Annotated in this window: 23 protein-coding genes; 16 read left to right on the plus strand and 7 right to left on the minus strand. The window is 46.1% G+C overall.

Features of this window, described 5'->3' with window-relative positions:
* Positions 1-38 precede the first annotated feature (38 nt).
* The 5 genes from QUA54_RS05640 to QUA54_RS05660 form a co-directional block, all read right to left on the minus strand.
* The gene (locus tag QUA54_RS05640) at positions 39-308 is read right to left on the minus strand and encodes a hypothetical protein (protein ID WP_333413748.1); all 270 of its coding nucleotides are present in this window, start codon (positions 306-308) and stop codon (positions 39-41) included.
* Between the two features lie 443 nt (positions 309-751).
* Complete coding sequence (locus tag QUA54_RS05645) at positions 752-1,126, minus strand: DUF6527 family protein (protein ID WP_333413749.1); 375 nt, start codon at positions 1,124-1,126, stop codon at positions 752-754.
* 3 nt (positions 1,127-1,129) lie between these two features.
* Positions 1,130-2,548, minus strand: a complete 1,419-nt coding sequence (locus tag QUA54_RS05650) for a ThiF family adenylyltransferase (RefSeq protein WP_333413750.1) — start codon at positions 2,546-2,548, stop codon at positions 1,130-1,132.
* Entirely contained in the window at positions 2,545-2,925 is a 381-nt protein-coding gene (locus QUA54_RS05655) for an E2/UBC family protein (protein WP_333413751.1), read from the minus strand. The genes QUA54_RS05650 and QUA54_RS05655 overlap by 4 nt, the downstream gene beginning before the upstream one ends.
* A gap of 3 nt (positions 2,926-2,928) precedes the next feature.
* The gene (locus tag QUA54_RS05660; RefSeq protein WP_333413752.1) at positions 2,929-3,384 is read right to left on the minus strand and encodes a multiubiquitin domain-containing protein; all 456 of its coding nucleotides are present in this window, start codon (positions 3,382-3,384) and stop codon (positions 2,929-2,931) included.
* Positions 3,385-3,491: 107 nt separating this feature from the next.
* On the opposite strand from QUA54_RS05660, the gene QUA54_RS05665 reads away from it, so the two are divergent.
* The 5 genes from QUA54_RS05665 to QUA54_RS05685 all read left to right on the plus strand — a co-directional run bounded on the left by QUA54_RS05665 (position 3,492) and on the right by QUA54_RS05685 (position 5,889).
* Positions 3,492-3,854 carry a helix-turn-helix domain-containing protein gene (locus QUA54_RS05665; RefSeq protein ID WP_333048851.1) on the plus strand — a complete coding sequence of 121 codons (363 nt, stop codon included), beginning with the start codon at positions 3,492-3,494 and terminating at the stop codon, positions 3,852-3,854.
* The gene (locus QUA54_RS05670; RefSeq protein WP_333413753.1) at positions 3,854-4,405 is read left to right on the plus strand and encodes an ImmA/IrrE family metallo-endopeptidase; all 552 of its coding nucleotides are present in this window, start codon (positions 3,854-3,856) and stop codon (positions 4,403-4,405) included. Before QUA54_RS05665 ends, QUA54_RS05670 begins: the two co-directional genes overlap by 1 nt.
* A 9-nt stretch (positions 4,406-4,414) precedes the next feature.
* On the plus strand, positions 4,415-4,789 hold the full coding sequence (locus tag QUA54_RS05675) for a PIN-like domain-containing protein (RefSeq protein ID WP_333413754.1): 375 nt from the start codon (positions 4,415-4,417) through the stop codon (positions 4,787-4,789).
* A gap of 75 nt (positions 4,790-4,864) precedes the next feature.
* Positions 4,865-5,389 carry a helix-turn-helix domain-containing protein gene (locus QUA54_RS05680; protein ID WP_333413755.1) on the plus strand — a complete coding sequence of 175 codons (525 nt, stop codon included), beginning with the start codon at positions 4,865-4,867 and terminating at the stop codon, positions 5,387-5,389.
* A complete protein-coding gene (locus QUA54_RS05685; RefSeq protein WP_333413756.1) occupies positions 5,386-5,889 on the plus strand; it encodes an IS630 family transposase in 504 nt (167 codons plus the stop codon). The genes QUA54_RS05680 and QUA54_RS05685 overlap by 4 nt, the downstream gene beginning before the upstream one ends.
* Before the next feature lie 85 nt (positions 5,890-5,974).
* Here the strand turns inward: QUA54_RS05685 and QUA54_RS05690 are convergent, their stop codons facing one another.
* Entirely contained in the window at positions 5,975-7,552 is a 1,578-nt protein-coding gene (locus tag QUA54_RS05690; protein ID WP_333413757.1) for a hypothetical protein, read from the minus strand.
* 394 nt (positions 7,553-7,946) lie between these two features.
* Between QUA54_RS05690 and QUA54_RS05695 the strand changes: the two genes are divergently transcribed.
* The 6 genes from QUA54_RS05695 to QUA54_RS05720 all read left to right on the plus strand — a co-directional run bounded on the left by QUA54_RS05695 (position 7,947) and on the right by QUA54_RS05720 (position 13,810).
* Complete coding sequence (locus QUA54_RS05695) at positions 7,947-8,573, plus strand: hypothetical protein (protein WP_333413758.1); 627 nt, start codon at positions 7,947-7,949, stop codon at positions 8,571-8,573.
* 324 nt (positions 8,574-8,897) lie between these two features.
* A complete protein-coding gene (locus tag QUA54_RS05700) occupies positions 8,898-9,659 on the plus strand; it encodes a ParA family protein (protein ID WP_333413759.1) in 762 nt (253 codons plus the stop codon).
* Positions 9,649-10,575, plus strand: coding sequence for a ParB/RepB/Spo0J family partition protein (locus QUA54_RS05705; protein WP_333413760.1), 927 nt, complete (start codon positions 9,649-9,651; stop codon positions 10,573-10,575). Before QUA54_RS05700 ends, QUA54_RS05705 begins: the two co-directional genes overlap by 11 nt.
* A 766-nt stretch (positions 10,576-11,341) precedes the next feature.
* Positions 11,342-11,905: a hypothetical protein gene (locus QUA54_RS05710; protein WP_333413761.1), complete on the plus strand. Its 564-nt coding sequence runs from the start codon at positions 11,342-11,344 to the stop codon at positions 11,903-11,905.
* On the plus strand, positions 11,902-12,981 hold the full coding sequence (locus tag QUA54_RS05715) for a hybrid sensor histidine kinase/response regulator (protein ID WP_333413762.1): 1,080 nt from the start codon (positions 11,902-11,904) through the stop codon (positions 12,979-12,981). The genes QUA54_RS05710 and QUA54_RS05715 overlap by 4 nt, the downstream gene beginning before the upstream one ends.
* 94 nt (positions 12,982-13,075) lie before the next feature.
* Entirely contained in the window at positions 13,076-13,810 is a 735-nt protein-coding gene (locus QUA54_RS05720; protein ID WP_333413763.1) for a response regulator transcription factor, read from the plus strand.
* Between the two features lie 213 nt (positions 13,811-14,023).
* Here QUA54_RS05720 and QUA54_RS05725 read toward each other — a convergent pair whose 3' ends face one another.
* Positions 14,024-14,710 (minus strand): MFS transporter, encoded by a 687-nt coding sequence (locus QUA54_RS05725; RefSeq protein ID WP_333413764.1) that lies wholly within the window; start codon positions 14,708-14,710, stop codon positions 14,024-14,026.
* 297 nt (positions 14,711-15,007) lie between these two features.
* Here QUA54_RS05725 and QUA54_RS05730 point away from each other — a divergent pair, with 297 nt between their 5' ends.
* From QUA54_RS05730 to QUA54_RS05750, 5 genes are all read left to right on the plus strand, one after another.
* The gene (locus tag QUA54_RS05730; protein WP_333413765.1) at positions 15,008-15,283 is read left to right on the plus strand and encodes a thioredoxin family protein; all 276 of its coding nucleotides are present in this window, start codon (positions 15,008-15,010) and stop codon (positions 15,281-15,283) included.
* 54 nt (positions 15,284-15,337) lie between these two features.
* Positions 15,338-15,826 (plus strand): MerR family transcriptional regulator, encoded by a 489-nt coding sequence (locus QUA54_RS05735; RefSeq protein ID WP_333413766.1) that lies wholly within the window; start codon positions 15,338-15,340, stop codon positions 15,824-15,826.
* Between the two features lies 1 nt (position 15,827).
* Positions 15,828-16,034 carry a hypothetical protein gene (locus QUA54_RS05740; RefSeq protein ID WP_333413767.1) on the plus strand — a complete coding sequence of 69 codons (207 nt, stop codon included), beginning with the start codon at positions 15,828-15,830 and terminating at the stop codon, positions 16,032-16,034.
* Between the two features lie 129 nt (positions 16,035-16,163).
* The gene (locus QUA54_RS05745) at positions 16,164-16,364 is read left to right on the plus strand and encodes a hypothetical protein (RefSeq protein ID WP_333413768.1); all 201 of its coding nucleotides are present in this window, start codon (positions 16,164-16,166) and stop codon (positions 16,362-16,364) included.
* Between the two features lie 97 nt (positions 16,365-16,461).
* A complete protein-coding gene (locus QUA54_RS05750; protein ID WP_333413769.1) occupies positions 16,462-16,821 on the plus strand; it encodes a metalloregulator ArsR/SmtB family transcription factor in 360 nt (119 codons plus the stop codon).
* The last annotated feature ends 98 nt before the right edge of the window (positions 16,822-16,919 follow it).

A 16,919-nucleotide genomic window follows, 5' to 3' on the forward strand; every position in this document is an offset into this window, starting at 1 on the left:
TATTAAGTAAAAAATATTCCTGATAAATGTGATCGCACCTAACTCACCAGCTTACTAGCTAGCCCTTGATGAATCAGATCTAACCAGACAGGAATTACAGGCTCACCAGATTTTAAGGATGCGATCGCACTCTCCAAATCAAACTCTACCAGTTTAAGCGATCGCTTTTTTTTATTCCAGCACAACATAAACCGCCCTAGCGGAACCGAATTTGTAAATTCCGGTTCATTCTCCCTCAGCCGTTGCCGCGTCCGAAGCGCCACCTCAAAACTCAACCCCACAGCCAGACAAAGGTCAAACGGCGCCAACTCCTCGATTTGATGGCAGGCAAAAACAAGCTCTAATCAATGAATTACTGATCCAAGCCAGTAAAAACATCAAAACATAGAGTCAAGCTTTTCGGTAACGTCTTGTTGGTCACGGCCCCGGTTGTCGTCATATATCATGAGAGTGTCAAGCTTTCTGTGTCTGCTGAGTTACGGAATGTGGATTCAAAAAAAAGCTGCACCCTCTGGACTAAGCGTGCAGCTTTTTGCAGCCTGGCGGATACTACTTCTTAGAAGAACCTGACCTCTTTCGTAACATTGGTAAGGTTAGTACCTGAATTAGTAAGACAATAGAACGGATTAGGAAGGGTATAGCTACAATGAATTCAGTTTCCGTACCCAAATACTGAGGCGGTATACTTGGTGGAATTTCGCTCGGTACAGCAATGCAGTTTCAAAACAATCCTGATTGCTGTTCCGAACAACTAGGATTTCCTTTGGGCTATAGCGGCTGTATCGGAACACCATTCAACACAGCCATGACGAACCCAGAAATGGCATCTACACTCATTAAGCTGCCTAACCGAGGGATGAATCGTCGGTCGTCCCAACCAGTCTATAGTGACTTTCCACGAAGGATGCTGCGTCTGCTTTAAGGACAACAAAATCGCCTCTCCGCATTCACCGGGACATCGAAAACAAGCCCACTTTCGATAGCGGCCATCACCAACGACCAATACCTGTTTCGGTATAATTTCTTCAGGTGCTGGATGAACTTTAACTATCCGTGCTGACAAGTCTGGTCTTTCAATTACCTTCAGCTTGATTAGAATCCATCGAATTAGATTGCGAAGAAACATAGCTCACTCCACCAAATCGAGAAATGGAACAATATCGCCTTTGCCCCAACAATCAGCAGTACCGCAAATAGGGCAATGCGACTTGGAATCAGCAGCTTGCTTTCGATCGGTCATCAGGTGAAATTTTCTTACTCTTTGGGCTATCGCACCGTTCTCGCCTCGAAATCCTTGAAGGCGGTGTACCAACTCTTCAATCGCCATAATCGCAACACCTGTGGTGAAGAGTACCACTGCGGGACTTGGGTTTCCTTCACCTAGAACGTAAGCCTCTGCTTTCCGCCGTTCGTACTCGACTGGATGGTTCCGCTTCAAAGCCTCATCCCGCGCCGCCACAGAATTGATAACTTCTCGGCACAACAGGCAGGTGTGGTTGGGTATTAGTGCCGTTACTCGACCATCTAGCGCTTTGATTTCTGGCGGTTCAGTTGGAGATACCTCGATGGCAAGCCCTCCATCGAAAACAGGAGTCAGGTAATAGTAGGCAAAGCGGTTAAGCAACAACCGTCCGGCATGGTCATCCGTGCAACCGAAGACTATATCGCAGGACTTCAGGGCATCTCGGCAATCCCGATCGCCTATCCACGATTGATAGGACTTTACTTGCACTCCAAGCCCTAACTCCGAGAGCGAGCGCGCTACAGCCAGAACCTTCGGGCGCTTTGCTTCAGCGTCTTCCCGAGTTGCGCCGTGAAGTCGATTCAAGTTACTCTCTTCAACTACATCTGGATCGAAGAGCGCAATCAGCCGTACTCCCATTTTGGGAAGCAGCATGGCTACTGCGCTGCCCGTACCGCCGCAGCCTACCACTCCAACCCTGAGCGTCGATAAATCCTGAGCAAGTGCTTCCCCAAATGCTAGCGATTGTCGCTGAAAGACTGACGAAGGTATATCCTGTCCCCGTCCCGTGTAGTGAAGCTTGATTGCTTTTCCTACAACACAAATCAGTTGTAGGGGAATCGACTCATGCTGGCTCGTCCACAGGCGACCGACAAGCTCTCCTGAGTCTGTGAAAATTACGCTCGGGAGTTTTGTCTGGGCCCCGTTTCTGTTTTGGGCAAGCTCTATAAGGTCAGGCTCGTTTCTATCATCCTGTTCGGAAAACGCAGCGATACCTCCCGGATGGCTGTGAACGAGAGCCACTGTCATCCCCCTCGTTTGAACGAGCTTCAATGCTCGAACAAAGGAATCAGTCTTCCACGTAATATGCCGATCGGAACTCGAAACTATTTCATCTTCAGGAACCGGAAGGATTTCATAGGAAAGATATTTCCGGCGCTGCTGACCATCCCAAGGGTCCGATTCAATGACTACCTCACCGCAGATCACGTAAGCCGCTCGTTCTCGTCCATCGGCGCGGCTCAGGGTTTCTTGGAGGTATTTAAGGTGTTCCTCCTGCAACACCATACTGGCAGTAAAGCTCATACAGCTACCTCCAGAGCGTGTTCCACGCGCTTGAGCATCGTCCAAATACCGTCAGTACCGGGACGCCACTCGTTGTTGTGGCGCGACCACCGTTGCCAGGAGACTCCATTGAACATAAAAGCCTGGTTTGCTGCTGTGGGGTAACGGTTGTGAGTGGCAAGCTTCACCCAGGGTTGCAAGTAAAACATATCTGGCGGGACATCTGGGTAGCCGGGCGGAAGCACGATCAATACCTCTGCCTGGTGGACATCGTACTTGTTAGACGGCAACCTAAAGCCAGGGAGAATGACCCCTTTCTGGCTCCCGTCTATAACTTCCTGAAAAACAATACCTTTGTTTTCAAGATATTCCCGCTCTCGCGACGGTAAGAAACTCACGGATTAACCCTCCGTCGTAGTCTTCTTACCGGTGAAGAAGCGCTCGACTCCGGGAGCTTGGAGATCCACCGACTCCTCATTTCCCACCGGGCGGTCTTCTCCGTCCCGTACCTCCAGCCAAACTCCATAAGATTTGGGGTCAACTCCAGCAAGTTGTTTGAGCTTCAGTCCGGTAATCAGCGGTATGCCCCACTCAAATTTCCGGCCGTCAATTACAAAACGGAAAGAGCGATCGCTTCGCCAGGTAATAAACGCCTCTATACCCGGTTTCCGCAGATCGACCGTTTCATCAGGCCTGATTTCCTCAAGCTGCCCGTTCTGCAACCGCTGAAAGATGAGGTATTCATCAGATGGCCTCTTCCCTGCCGTGTCAAGAAGCTGAAAGCCCGCAATCACAGGATCGTCCACTTCATAAGAAGTTTCATCAATCTGAATCCGATAACTTTTTGATGCAATCACAGTAACACTCCTTCATTAATTGCGATAATGATTAACAATTGCTAGTTCGCAATTAGTAATATTACACAAATGACTTAAAATTGCAAGGTAGCAATGGGAGAGGGAGGATGGCTAAGGTAGAGTTCGATGTAGAGTCCTTTTACGCAGCGCTAGACAGCCAGCGACAGTCGCAGCGCCTAACGTGGAAGCAGGTAGCGGCACAGTCTGAGGTAAGCGCGTCCACTTTGACCCGTATGGCTCAAGGAAGGAGACCTGATGTGGATAGTCTTGCAGCACTGCTAAAATGGTCGGGATTGCAGGCTGAGTCCTTTGTCAAAGGAGCTCGGGATGTTCGGACTGAATCAGACCCGCTTACTCAAATTACTGCGTACTTGCGGGCAGATCGCAATCTCACGCCAGAAGGAGCCGCAGCTCTCGAAGCCATTCTCAAAGCAGGTTACGAGCGTCTACGCAAGGATCGAATAGATTGATGAAAAAGCAGTTACGTCGCGGGTTCAAAACTGAAGCGGATACTTATGCTCGGGAATATAGAAAGGAACTGAGTCTCAGGTCTCATGACCCCCTTTGTCCCTGGAGATTGGCCCAACACTTAGAAATCCCCGTAGATCCCCTATCGGCTTACACCGAAATACAAGAAGCGGTGGCCTATTTTATGGAACAGGATCGGGAAAGCTTTTCGGCTGTCACCATCATTGACGGCTACCGACGGCGTATCATCCACAACGATTCGCACCCTCCCCACCGACAGGCTTCAAATATCGCTCACGAACTCGGTCACGGCATTCTCGGTCATATTCCGCGTCCTGTACTCGATGAGCACGGCTGCCGCCACTTCGACGTGGAACAGGAGGATGAAGCGAATTGGTTAGGGCCAGCGCTGCTTATTTCAAAGGAAGCAGCCTTTCACATTGCTAAAACTAAGATGAGCGTGGTCAAAGCAAGTAGGGTTTATCAGGTTAGCGAGCAAGTTATCACCATGCGCCTCAATATGAGTGGAGCGCGCAAGATATTTACCAAGTAATTGACAAAAATGGAAGACTTATTACCCGGATATTATTCCCCATCTGACGAAGATTTTTTGGAGCTTTGGCAAAAGTGCATTTTTATTTTTGATACTAATATTATTTTAGATTTTTATGAACATCGTAATGAAACACAGGAAGATTTTTTTAAAGTTTTAGACGCTATAAAAGATAGTTTGTGGATTCCTCATCAAGTTGCACTTGAATATCATGAAAATAGAATTAACAGGATAAAACAAGCAGAGTCCAATTTTTCTAATGCTAAGAACTTATTAGACCAAACCACAGAAACTCTTTCTCAGAATTTCAACTCCCAATGTTTTCCTCCCGAAGTTGTCCAAGAAATGAGAGAAAATGTAAAAAAAGTCTTTGATACTTTTTAGGATAAATTAGCATCTTGCAGAGAGGAGCTAATTCAAATAATACCAATTTTATGTGAAGTTGCATATAATAGATAGATGGCGTTTATGGTGCGTTTTATGGCTCGTCTTTTAAAAATCACAATAGAAAAAAGTGCAGAATTTTTAAAAAAACAACTAAAAAATACTCGTACAGCGAGTCAGAAAGAAAGAATACAAGTATTATGGTGGTTAAAAACAGGGCAAGTACAGGAGCACCAAAAATTAGCGCATCGTTTGGGTAGAGACAAATCTACGATAAGCCGGTGGCTACAAAAGTATCGACGTGGTGGATTATCGGAATTATTGTTGGTGAAAAAAGCCCCCGGACAAGTACAACACTTAACTATTGAGGCATTAGCAGGACTTAAAGAACGCTTAGCAACAGGAGCCCCTTTCAAAAGCTACGGGGAAATTGTGGAATGGCTAAAAACAGAGTATAATTTAGAACTGACTTATGCAACAGTCTATGCCTGGGCGCATTACCGTCTCCAAGCAAAACTGAAAGTGCCACGCCCGCAAAGTGCTTTACAGGACGTAGAAGCAGTGGAGCTTTTTAAAAAAACATTATTGCAGCAGTATTGACGTTGCAAAAATATTTTGGTAAGGGTAAAAAGCTACGATATTTGTGTCAAGATGAAACCCGGTTGGGATTAAAAACATTGACAGGAAAATTAATTACAGCCAGGGGGGTAAAACCAGTTGCTCCCATACTATGGAAACGTGAAAATTTTTGGTTGTATGGGGTTGTCGAACCATTGAGTGGCTGGCATTTTTGCCAAGAATACGCTCATCTTAAGGGAGAATATTTTCAGCAATTTATTGACGCTCTTTCTCTACACTTGGGTGAAGATATTGCCCTTATTCACATGGATAGAGCGGGTGCTCATATCACTAATGAACTATTATGGCCCGAAAATTTAATTCCTGTCTGTCAACCCTCACATAGTCCAGAACTTAATCCAATTGAAAGGGTCTGGGAATATATAAAACAGGAACTTGTTGGAGAGGTTTTTACAACACTTGAGCAATTACGAGAGCGATTGAAACAAGTTCTTGAAAAAATCACCCCGCTCGCAAATTAGTTCGTTGTCATCTTACAAGTTTATTCTTGAAGCCCTATTCTATGCAGCTTCATATTAAATTGGTATAAGGGGTATTTCCAGGGATTCAGCCCCCTAAACCACTTTGACTATCTGGTTCCGATCGCTCATAATCCCTACTCCTCACCTCTATCCGATTTAGCTCTTCTGCAACCACCGCCCAAAAATCAATATCTTCAGAGGAAATACCCTGAGCTAAAACCAATTTTTCTCCGCGAAGTTTAATTAACTCCCCTCGGACAGAAACAGTCAGAGAAGACACCGAAACCCCGTCCGACTCTCGCACGATAAGATCGTACAAATCTCCTACCCGAACGCGAGTGTACTCATCAGTCTCTTCCACGCGCTCGGGAGCATGATTAAGTAAATACTCAAAAGCTCTTTGAGCCGTTGGCAGGATAGACTCAGCCATTTTTACCTGCTGAATATCCAGTGTCGGTGCTGGCGGTACTGAATCAGGATTCAAATTGCCTGCTGGCGGGTTCGGAATTATCGGCTCTAACCAATTAGAGAATATAGCCAAATCCTCTGATTTTTCTTTAACAGTTGCACCCAATACCTCTGCATCGCCATAAGATAGAGCGCTTTGCACTTCACCCTCTAAATTAATTCGCAGTACGATGTGGCTGTCTCTATCTGAAATCACCCTGATTGCTTCACCCTCCTCTAAAAATGCTGTCCAATCTTCTATAACTTTGCGTTTCCCTAGCTTCAACTGTTGGCAGCCATCTAATAAAGTCCTAGATAGCAAATTCTCTAGCTCTAAGCGCTCTTTTTCTCTTAGCTTTACTACATCTTCTGTAAACTGTTCTCCTACTCCCTCTTCACTTTCAGTCTGGTATTTCAAAATAGCCAGATTGCTTAAAGCAAGAGGTACGATTAGTTCGCTATAATCAGAGCGATCGCTCTTCAACTCTTGCTCCTGTTCAGCTTCTAAAGTTCCTGCTTCTGTCGATCGCGAATCAGCTTCATCACCCTCTCCTTCACTGCCCAGCGTCCCAACTTGATTGTCGCCATCTACTTGGGACAGCTCGAAAAGCAAATTTTGTTTTGATTGCCAATCTTGCCTTTTTGAGGAAGATAAGCCTTTAAGCTCAAGAACTCGGCGTTCGCAATCTTTGTTTAATTCGATGAAATTGGCGGCATTAGTTTTTACCAGACTGATTTGAGCATAGGCATATTTCTCACCTGCTAAGGACAGAGCAAAATCAATAGCAGCGAGGCAGCCGTGATAAAAATCTTGAGTCTCGCCGATGCAGACACAATCTTCTATATCTGGTTCGCAATCGGTTTTTCTTCCAATTTGTCTAAGTTGAGAAATAGATCTAACAGGCAACCTAGAAATGGATAGCTTACAGTCACCTTCTACTGAACTTGAACTTAAACTTTGTTGGGATGAGTTATCTTCTTCATCATTGATAAAAGTTGCTATTTTAGCTTCTAAAAGGCTAAGCGTTTGTACTCCGCTTTCTTCGTCTATTAATTTAACTGCCCCATCCAATCCCGCCAGCAATCCCTGGTAAAAATCTTGAGTTTCTCCAGCTATTGCTCGGTCAGTTGCTATCTTCTCAAAAAAAGCCAGCCCTATTTGTTTTAGCCTCAAGATATAGTCAGGGGAAAATCTCTGTATGGTGTCTAAAAACATAAGTGTTCCGCCATCTAAAAGCGCGTCGATATTTTAGCAACCAACCTATCATGCGCTCTTGTCGCTCTCGGTACGCCTTCAGTTGTAACTAACTTTAGTTCTCAAGGCATAGAACATTGAACCAGTAATTGTTTTATCAAAAAGTATTGTCCGGAAATAAGCCATTGAACAAATGCCTTTTCCCTATTGCTTGCTATAACTAGCTGGAATTACAAGAAACAACAGCCACTCGGACGATAGTTTTGCCTCTCGATCGCGTTTTAATAGTCCGCAAGATTAATTTTGCCGATGACTTTTGAGGTGGGAAATTAGGAGGGACGGCGGATTGAGTTTACAGCCTTTAGCTTTTAGCTTTAAGCAATAACTTTACTGTTAATAGGAGAACGGCGTTCCCATGCATTTTGACTATCAATACAGCTCTCGACAGCCTGCACCCGCCGATCCGCTGCGGCACAGCAGGAGGCACATACTAGCATCCGTCCTATTGCTACTGGAGTGCGATCGCACTTTTGCCGACTGGTCTCTCCCCCAACTGCCCCACGTATCAGGGTTTACCTACAAAGGAAATCGCTTTTTGGTAGCAACTCACAAAGAGACTGAGCAGATAGTTTGGGGGTGGCTCGAGGATAATTTATGGGCAGTAACCAATACTGATGAAGATATGGACTTGCTGCTCCAGCACTTGCAAATTTCCCCATCTCTAGTTGAAGCATTTAATGGACAAGCTGCTATCAATTACCTTCGGACAGTTCATCCTAGAAAATTTTGCAAGCTTCTGTCTCCTGCCATAGCCAATCCCACCCAGTTCGTGCAAGCTCTGTTTGAGAACCGCAGCAGACCGGGATTGGTTAAACGCGCCATTTGTGAGTCAGCCCAGTTCTCGCCTTTGGCTTGGACAGAAGTAGAATGGGCTGGATATCTCATTTACTGCATTGTTAACCAACCAGAGGTACTTCCTGGCTCGCTCAAACTAACAATCAACTATCCTTATCCCTACAAGTCAATGAAAGAGCGAGCTTAGAAGTATTTAGCGTCACCTGCCAGCATTTATACCCGACCACATTGCCGTTGTCTTTTACAGCAACGGCATGGTCACTGTTGCCAATTGCCTTTCCGAGTGGGAAAAAATAAAAAAATTGCTAATGCGCCTTCTGAGATATCACTTTTATATGAGAGTATAACTATAGTTTTTCTACAAAACGGTCTGGGGATAGTGACGGTTCATGCCTAAAGCGCAGACATTCCCACACTTCAACAAGAGTGCAAATATGCTTACAGTTTTAACCGCCGCCTCCTTTTGCATGCAAGATTGGAACTATGGTGGCACGTTACCGGAGGGCAAGTCATGACAAAGATAATCTCGCTGTTCAACCAAGCCGGTGGTGTGGGGAAAACCACGATCGCACTCAATCTCGGCTACCACCTCTCTAAGCGAGGCCGCAAGGTTCTTCTTATCGATATCGATCCTCAAGGTTCTCTGACGCTCTTCATGGGAGTTGACTCTCAGAATTTGGATAAAACTGTGTTTGATGCCATTGTCAATGAGGAGCCTATGCCCATCCACACGGGTATTCACGGTATGGATCTGGCTCCTACCAACATCAACCTCAGCGCGGCTGAAATTCAACTGGTTAACATGGATTTTCGGGAAGTTCGCCTCAAAGATGCGATCGCCCCCATTCAAGACAACTATGACTTCATTCTCATAGATTGCCCTCCCAGTTTAGGGTTGCTCAGCTACATCAGCCTGGTCGCCGCTACTCATGTCTTAGTCCCCGTTGAGACTCACTACAAAGCCTTTGAGGGCACCAACCTCCTGTTGCAAACAGTAGCCAGAATCAGAAAGAAAGGAAACCGCTCTTTGCAGATAGCTGGTTTTGTTCCCTCCCGCTATGCTGCTGCCAACTCTCAGGACAAGCGGACTCTCAAGGCTATGAGCGAGCAGTTTACGACCTTCGGCCCCGTTTACACTCCCATCCCGCGCATAACTGCTTTCGCGGATGCTTCCGAGAAACAAGTCCCGCTTGCTGTTTACGAACCTAAAAATCCCGTCGTCAAAATATTAGACCAGCTAGCAGCCAAGATGGAGAAACTCAATGTCAAGTAAGAATGAACAGCCTTATAAAGGTAAGGCAAATTTGAGCGTTTTGTTTGGAGATGATGAAGTAGCAGAACCAACGGCAGAAAAACTGCTCTCGATTGAGTCGATCAAGCTTCCATCCTCTCAACCTCGCCGATACTTCGACTCCCAAGCAATGCAGGCTTTGGTGGAGTCAGTAAAAACTGATGGAATTCTCCAACCTTTATTAGTTCGTCCTTTGGGAGATGATAAATACGAGCTAGTAGCTGGCGAAAGGCGGTATAGAGCTGCTAGAGAATTAGGATTGACAGAAGTCCCTGCGATCGTTCGGGACTTGACGGAACAGCAAGCTCTGCGCGTCGCATTAGTTGAGAACCTGCAGCGGGAAGACCTCAACCCAGTCGAAGAAACGGAGGGTATCTTGCAACTGCTCTCCCATCACCTCGAATACGATCGAGAAGAGGTGGTGCGGCTGCTCTACCGAATGCAAAATGACGTACAGAGGATGAATGATAACGTTATCATTCATCATGAAACGCAGATAGTCGTCAAGGTTTTTAGCGAATTGGGGCGGATGTCGTGGGAGTCTTTCGTCAGCAACAGACTGGGACTGCTGAAGCTGCCGACAGACATCCAAGAAGCCCTGCGCCGGGGTCAGATCGAGTACACCAAGGCGCGAGCGATCGCCAAAGTTAAAGACGAGCAGGCAAGAAAGTCGCTTCTAGAAGCAGCGATCGCTCTTAGTTTATCTTTAACTCAGATTAAAGAACGCATCGCGGATTTAAAGGCAGGTACTTCGGGAGAAGAACCGGAAGAAAATCTGAAAACCCAAATAAAGGGAGCTTTAACAAAAGCGAACAAGTCCAAAGCTTGGAGCGATCCAAAGAAGCAGAAGCGCCTCCAAAAAATCATAACAGAGCTAGAATCTCTCTTAGCCGATTAGAAAAAGCAAGGGCGATAGCGCATCCACCTAATCGCTACAACCGGAGTCTAGACAATAATTTTAGCCATTGAAGGTGATGGTTGTGCCCATTCAAAGGCAGAAGTGAGAAGACACTTATGATGAGTTAAATATCCGGCTTCTAGCTTCTGCCTTCATACTTCTGTCTTCGGATGTCTTCTGCGTTGGTTTTGTAAGACTAAGAAGGATTCTTGGTGCAAGTCATTGTACAACCGAACTCCTAAAAACCTATTCAGGACAGGACGCAATTGTCACAATTAGTAAGGTGCCTCAGATATCTAAACCCTCAATAATTGTTCGATCAATTTACCTGACGCACCCTACAAGTTGATTTTAGTATGCCAGTTGCGTCCAGTCCTGCGATTGTTATTTGGGTTTGTTTCTAGCTTAACGCGCGATCGCGCTGCATACAGGGCTTGATATTATTCCTACGCTGGCTGTTGGGAGGCAAAGTTTAAGTTTTTGTGAAGGATGCGGTCTTAATCGAGAGGACATTATTTTTTGGCGATCCGTCTGATAAAGGCGATTGCGCGCGGGACGGCACAATTATTTCTGTAAAAAAAAGTCGCGCACGCTAACAATAATTCTAACTAAGAGTGGCAGTGAATGAGAAATTAGCTTTGCGACAGTGAATGAGAAATCAGCTTTTAGGTAGAACTCGCTCAAGCTTGGCAGTTGATAGGTTAGAGACATAGAGATGAAACCGAAAAAAGCAAACTCAAACCCTGTTTTGCTTATGTTGACAGTTATGCCGCAAACTCACACTCTTTCAAACCGCAGCCGACTTTCACCACCGTCAAAGTATCAAACCCTGTTAGACTGTTTTTTGGCAGATTTTCAAAAGTCGCTAAATGCTTTTGCCCGCGCTTGGAACAAGTACCAGCCCAACGATTCGCTCTCAAACGACAGAAAACAAGACTTAGATTGGCTTGAATCGACGCTGCAAGAGTACAAGATTTCCATCCACACTTCAACTAACAGCCAAGCGTTTTGGAGAGGTTGCAAGGATGGAAAACATAGCAGGAGAACAATTTGTGACTTCCACTCGCCAATGGTCGCACAAACCTTACTCAAAGCGATCGCGAATCCGAAAGCAACTCAAATATACGAGCTGGGGTTTCAAGTTGGTTGGCGGTACGTTCGCCTCAAAGACTACTTGCTGCGAATTAGAAAACAGCGAAAGTTGGAAGAATCCAAGCAGCTTCAAGATTATCAACAGTTTTTAAGTTTTATCCGCCAAAAGGCTGAGTCAGAAGATATGGACTCGTTCGTAAGCTTTGGATGGAGGCGGGAGAAAAATTCAGGGCAATGAGAGATAAACCCAGTAAAATCTTGGCGGTTGACGATACAACTGACAACTTATTTATTATGCAGGCTATTCTCTCAGAAGAAGGCTACTGCGTCAGCACGAGCTCCAGCGGACTTGATGCTTTAGCTAAGGTTGAGGAGTCGCCACCAGATTTACTCCTGTTAGATGTAATGATGCCAGAAGTAGACGGTTACGAAGTGACTTACAGAATTCGCTCAAATCCTCAACTTCCCTTTATCCCCATCCTGTTAATTGCGGCTGACAACTCAATGACCATAGCAGATGGACTCGACTTGGGCGCTGACGATTTTGTTTGCAAGCCCATCCAGGTAAATGATTTGCTGGCTCGGGTCCGCAGCCTCCTCCGGCTCAAACACAGCATAGATGCGATGCTGGAAATGACAAAGGCACGAGAGGATTTTGTGGCTCGTCTTACCCACGACTTGCGGATTCCCCTAGTCGGCGCTGATAGAATGCTGACCCTACTCCAACGAGGGAAATTTGGTGAACTGCCCGTTCAAGCGGTAGAGGCGATCGCCACCATCGGCAACAGTAACCAAAATTTGCTTTCGTTAGTCAATACTTTACTAGAGGTTCACCGATTTGAATCTGGTTGCAAAACTCTGGCGATCGCCCCCTTTGACCTCAAAAAACTGGTCAAAGAAGTCGTTAAGGAACAGGAGGCTGTGGCTATTGATAAAGGACTTGTCCTAACTTTCGACGACCCTGACCCGCAACCACTAAGGATTGAAGGCGATCGCCTCGAACTCCGCCGAGTCATCACCAACTTAGTGGGAAATGCCATTAAATTCACCGATTTTGGTTGTGTGAAAATCGTTGTTCGTCCAGATGCCAAGTCGGTAAATATTACCGTGGAAGACACCGGCCCCGGCATCAGAGCCTCAGAACAAGCTTCGCTGTTTGAACGATTCCGCCCCGGAAACCATGCTAGAGCAGGTTGCGGTCTGGGGCTGCACTTGTCAAGCCGGATTGTAGAAGCCCACTCTGGCAGCATTGACGTGACATCAACGGTGGGCCAAGGCAGCACATTTACTGTACGGCTCCCCATCTCGCTCTAAAAGTTTTGTTTGGATCCAAAAGAGCGCATATGTTCTACCTTGGACACACCCCTGTCCCTGAAGTACAATTGTCCCTTTTTTAAACAAACCAACCATGAATAAAATTAGCGTTGCCTTAATTGAAGACCACCACCTGACAAGGGCTGGAATCAAAGCAGCTTTAGAAGACTGCGAAGAACTCGAATTTATCGGAGAAGCAGCTAACGGTCTACAAGGGATAACTTTACTGGAGAAAACCCGGCCTGATGTAGCGATCGTTGATATCGGACTGCCGGGATTGGTAGATGGGATTGAACTGACAAAAAGGTTCAAAGAATACATACAAGCCGACAAAAACCCAAGCGTGGATAACCAACCAAAAGTGTTGATTTTAACGATGCAGGATAATGAGGAATCCGTGCTGGCAGCTTTTGCAGCGGGAGCCGACTCTTACTGCATGAAAGATGTCAGTTTTGAAAAGTTAGTGGAAGCTGTTGTTGAGACAAATGCTGGTGAAAACTGGATCGATTCTTCAATTGCCAGAATCGTTTTGGCTCGCATGAATAACCCTTTCAAGGAAGCTGTTAACAAAGTCCCCATTTCCACTGTCTCAATCAATGGAGTTGAGCCAGAGTACAGTCAGTTGTTAATGGCAAACCCTTTAACAGAACGAGAAAAAGAGGTTATAGCGCTGATTGTCGAAGGTTGCAGCAATGAGGAAATCTGCAAGCAGCTATACATTTCTCTTGGTACTGTGAAAACTCATGTACGTAACATCCTCAACAAACTGTCTTGTGACGATCGCACTCAAGCTGCTGTCAGAGCCCTTCGCGCAGGTTTAGTTAACTAAACTCGCTTCAAGAGCAACCGCTTGGTAGATAATACAACAAAGACGTTCCGGCAATCTAAGCTATCTAGGCGAGGGTCGCGATTAGAGGAGGTGTAGTGCCAGTTAATGCCGACAAACCACACTTGTGGAAGCCCGATATTGCCCTGTAGGTAGACTTCTATAACAATTGGTTCATGCAGTTCGCTCCCCTCGCCTACCGCGACACTCGCATTGCTACAACTCAACAAGTTGAATCCGCCCCAGCAGATTGCGGTAGCCCAAAAACACTGACTTAAAAGATGGCAAGGATCTAGAAGAGGAAGCTTTAGGCAGCGAACCAAAGCGAAGCAGAAGCCCGAAAACACCAGCCGTTACGACTGCGGTTCCGATAAACAGCATCCGCCAACCCACAAAAGGTTCTAGGATTGCACCTACGGTTGAGCCGAACGCCATGCCACCTTCCATTGCCGCAAACAGCAATCCCAATGCACGCCCGCGCTGGTTCTGAGGATATAAATCCGCAACCAGTGCGAGCGACATTGGTACAACACCACTCGCGCCCAATCCGGTTAAGAGCCGCCAGGCAATCATTTGTGAGGCAGACTGCGCTGTTGCTGTCAGGGCTGTCAAAATGATAAACGCCAGGAGCGAAGCTCGAATGACACGCCCACGCCCCAGCCGATCAGAGAGTAGACCATAAATCAGGGTCAAAATGCCGTAGGCAATCATGTATGCTGGAACAATCAGACCAATTTGCTGCCCTGGAGCCTGGAAAACCTCAGCGAGTCGAGGAATGAGCGGCGCGATCATGTAGCCTTGGAAAAAGATTAGAGCGGCTGCGGCACAAAGTATCCAAAGCAAAGGTTCACGCCGCTGTGGGGTAGTGCTTTGTTCACTTGTTTCGTCGGTACGTTTAGTCATAAGCTTTTGCAACGTTATGATTAGCAATTTTTAACAGCTACTGGCTGACGCCTGGTGTTCCTCAAAAACTCTCTTTATGAGGACTTGCATCAAATGTAAACCTTGAACTTGAGTACAAAGTCAAGTCTTTTTTGAGAAAGCGCTCTATCCCACCGAACTGTTGTTTTCTGCTAATGACTGTTTCTCAACAACTCACTTTTTGCTAGATGTGTAAATAAAAACTTTCCCAGCCCCCTTGACATTGAAGTCAGGTATAGGGTTTAGGCTAGTTTCAGAGTTCAAAAGGAGAAGTTTGAGATGGCAAAGCGTATAGTCGAAGTCTTTACGGCTGGGTGTCCTTTATGTGATGAAACCGTTAAGTTGGTGAGGGAGTTAGCCTGCCCGAACTGCGAGGTGCAGGTGTACGACCTACGCGAGGGTTGCGCTACCAATGAGTGCCGCGAGAAAGCAAACCAGTACGGCATTAATCGCGTTCCTGCTGTTGTTGTAAATGGCAAGCTTGCTGAGTGCTGCTCAAACCAACAGCCAGTGTCCCGCGAAGTGCTTATAGCTGCTGGGATTGGGCAAGGATAAATTACTGAAGGGGGAGGGCAACTCCCCCTGCTGAATTAAAGAGGGGGTAAGAAAGTGAAACAGGGATTGTTTATCAGCCAGTTAAGCCGTCAACTGGGTATACCAGTTCCGACAATTCGCTATTACGAACGCTTGAGACTACTCAAGCCACCTGAGCGAACACAGTCACAATATCGTATCTATTCAGAAGAAGCGTTAGAACGTCTGCGGTTTATTCAAAAAGCTAAGCACTTCGGACTTTCCCTAGATGAGATCAAAAAGCTCATTGACATCAGCGCCCAAGGTATTCCTCCCTGTGCAAGCCTTAAGGCAATGGTAAAGGAGCATCTAGATGAGTTGGAGTGCCGTATTGAGGAAATGGTTGAATTTCTCCAGGATTTGGCTAATCGGTATTCAAAGATTGAGGCTTTGGTTGAAGAAGAGTCAACCACACCGAACAATGTCATCTGTGGTAGCACAATCTGTCGGCTGATTGAGCAAGAAAACGATACCCCCCGAAACATTACCAGCGAAACAGTTGTTAAAGAGCGTCTTAAGCGTTGATATGCGATCGCACTCATGGATTTTGGGCATGGCGGAGGTGTTCAGGTTGTGGTTTGGGTTTAGTTTCCCAAAAATTGAGGTGTTGGTGGCGATCGCGAACGCTGTTTTGCTTAAGATACCGCAGCGTTGTCTTTGTCAAGGATACGCTGCGAAAACTGGACTAATTCAGCAAAGCAACCGGGGTTATTTTCAAGCAACCATTCCGTGAGCATTACTGAGTGTTTAGTTTTCCTAAACTCGACCCGCGCGTTAATATTTTCGTCAACGTATTGGGGATTTGATAACTCCTCTGGAGTAATCCTTTTTTAACTAAAATCCATCCAATCCGCTAGATTCCTTGGAGCAAGAAGTTGACGAGCAAGGTCAAGAATTGCCGAGACAGTACCACCCAGCTACTAAAAAAACTTTGCAAAAAGTCTTTATCATCCTGGTAGTTGTTGGGGCAATTATTGGGGGAATTTTATCTATAGGGGTGATTTCGCTGATGCAAAAGGTCGGATTCACTGATGTGCCGGCACGGGTACAGAATCCGAAGTAATCAAGTCCGAAGAATCTGTCGATGCTGAATGCACTGATTTTCTGGGATGAAGCTTGAGAAACTATAATGTTTTGTATGGATGTTTTCTAAATAATTGATGCTTAAAAATTCTACGGCTGCGCCCGATCGCATTTCACAGCAACAGATTTCGGAAAAACTTGTCTCCGCAGGCTTTCACGCTCTTTCTGACCCCCTGCGGATTCAGATTTTGGAGTTGCTGCGAGAACAGGAGTTGTGCGTTTGCGAATTGTGCGAGCAACTTTCTGTCCCTCAGCCTAAACTCTCTTTCCACCTCAAAACCCTAAAAGAAGCCGGTTTAGTCCGCAGCCGCCAAGAAAGTCGCTGGATTTACTACAGCCTCAATTTAGCTCAGTTTGTCGCCCTCGAACAGTACCTCGCCGAATACCGCCGCTTCAGCCAGATCCTACCGGCCCGCCCTTGTTCCGACGCAGATTAACCTATCAACATTTCTTAATATGTTTATTGCCTGTTTGTCTTCCCTCATACTTGACATATCAAATTTTATTGATATGATTCCAGTGTACCCCTTAGTTA

It is taken from the genome of Microcoleus sp. MOSTC5 (assembly GCF_036701825.1).
Classification (GTDB): Bacteria; Cyanobacteriota; Cyanobacteriia; order Cyanobacteriales; family Microcoleaceae; genus Microcoleus; species Microcoleus asticus.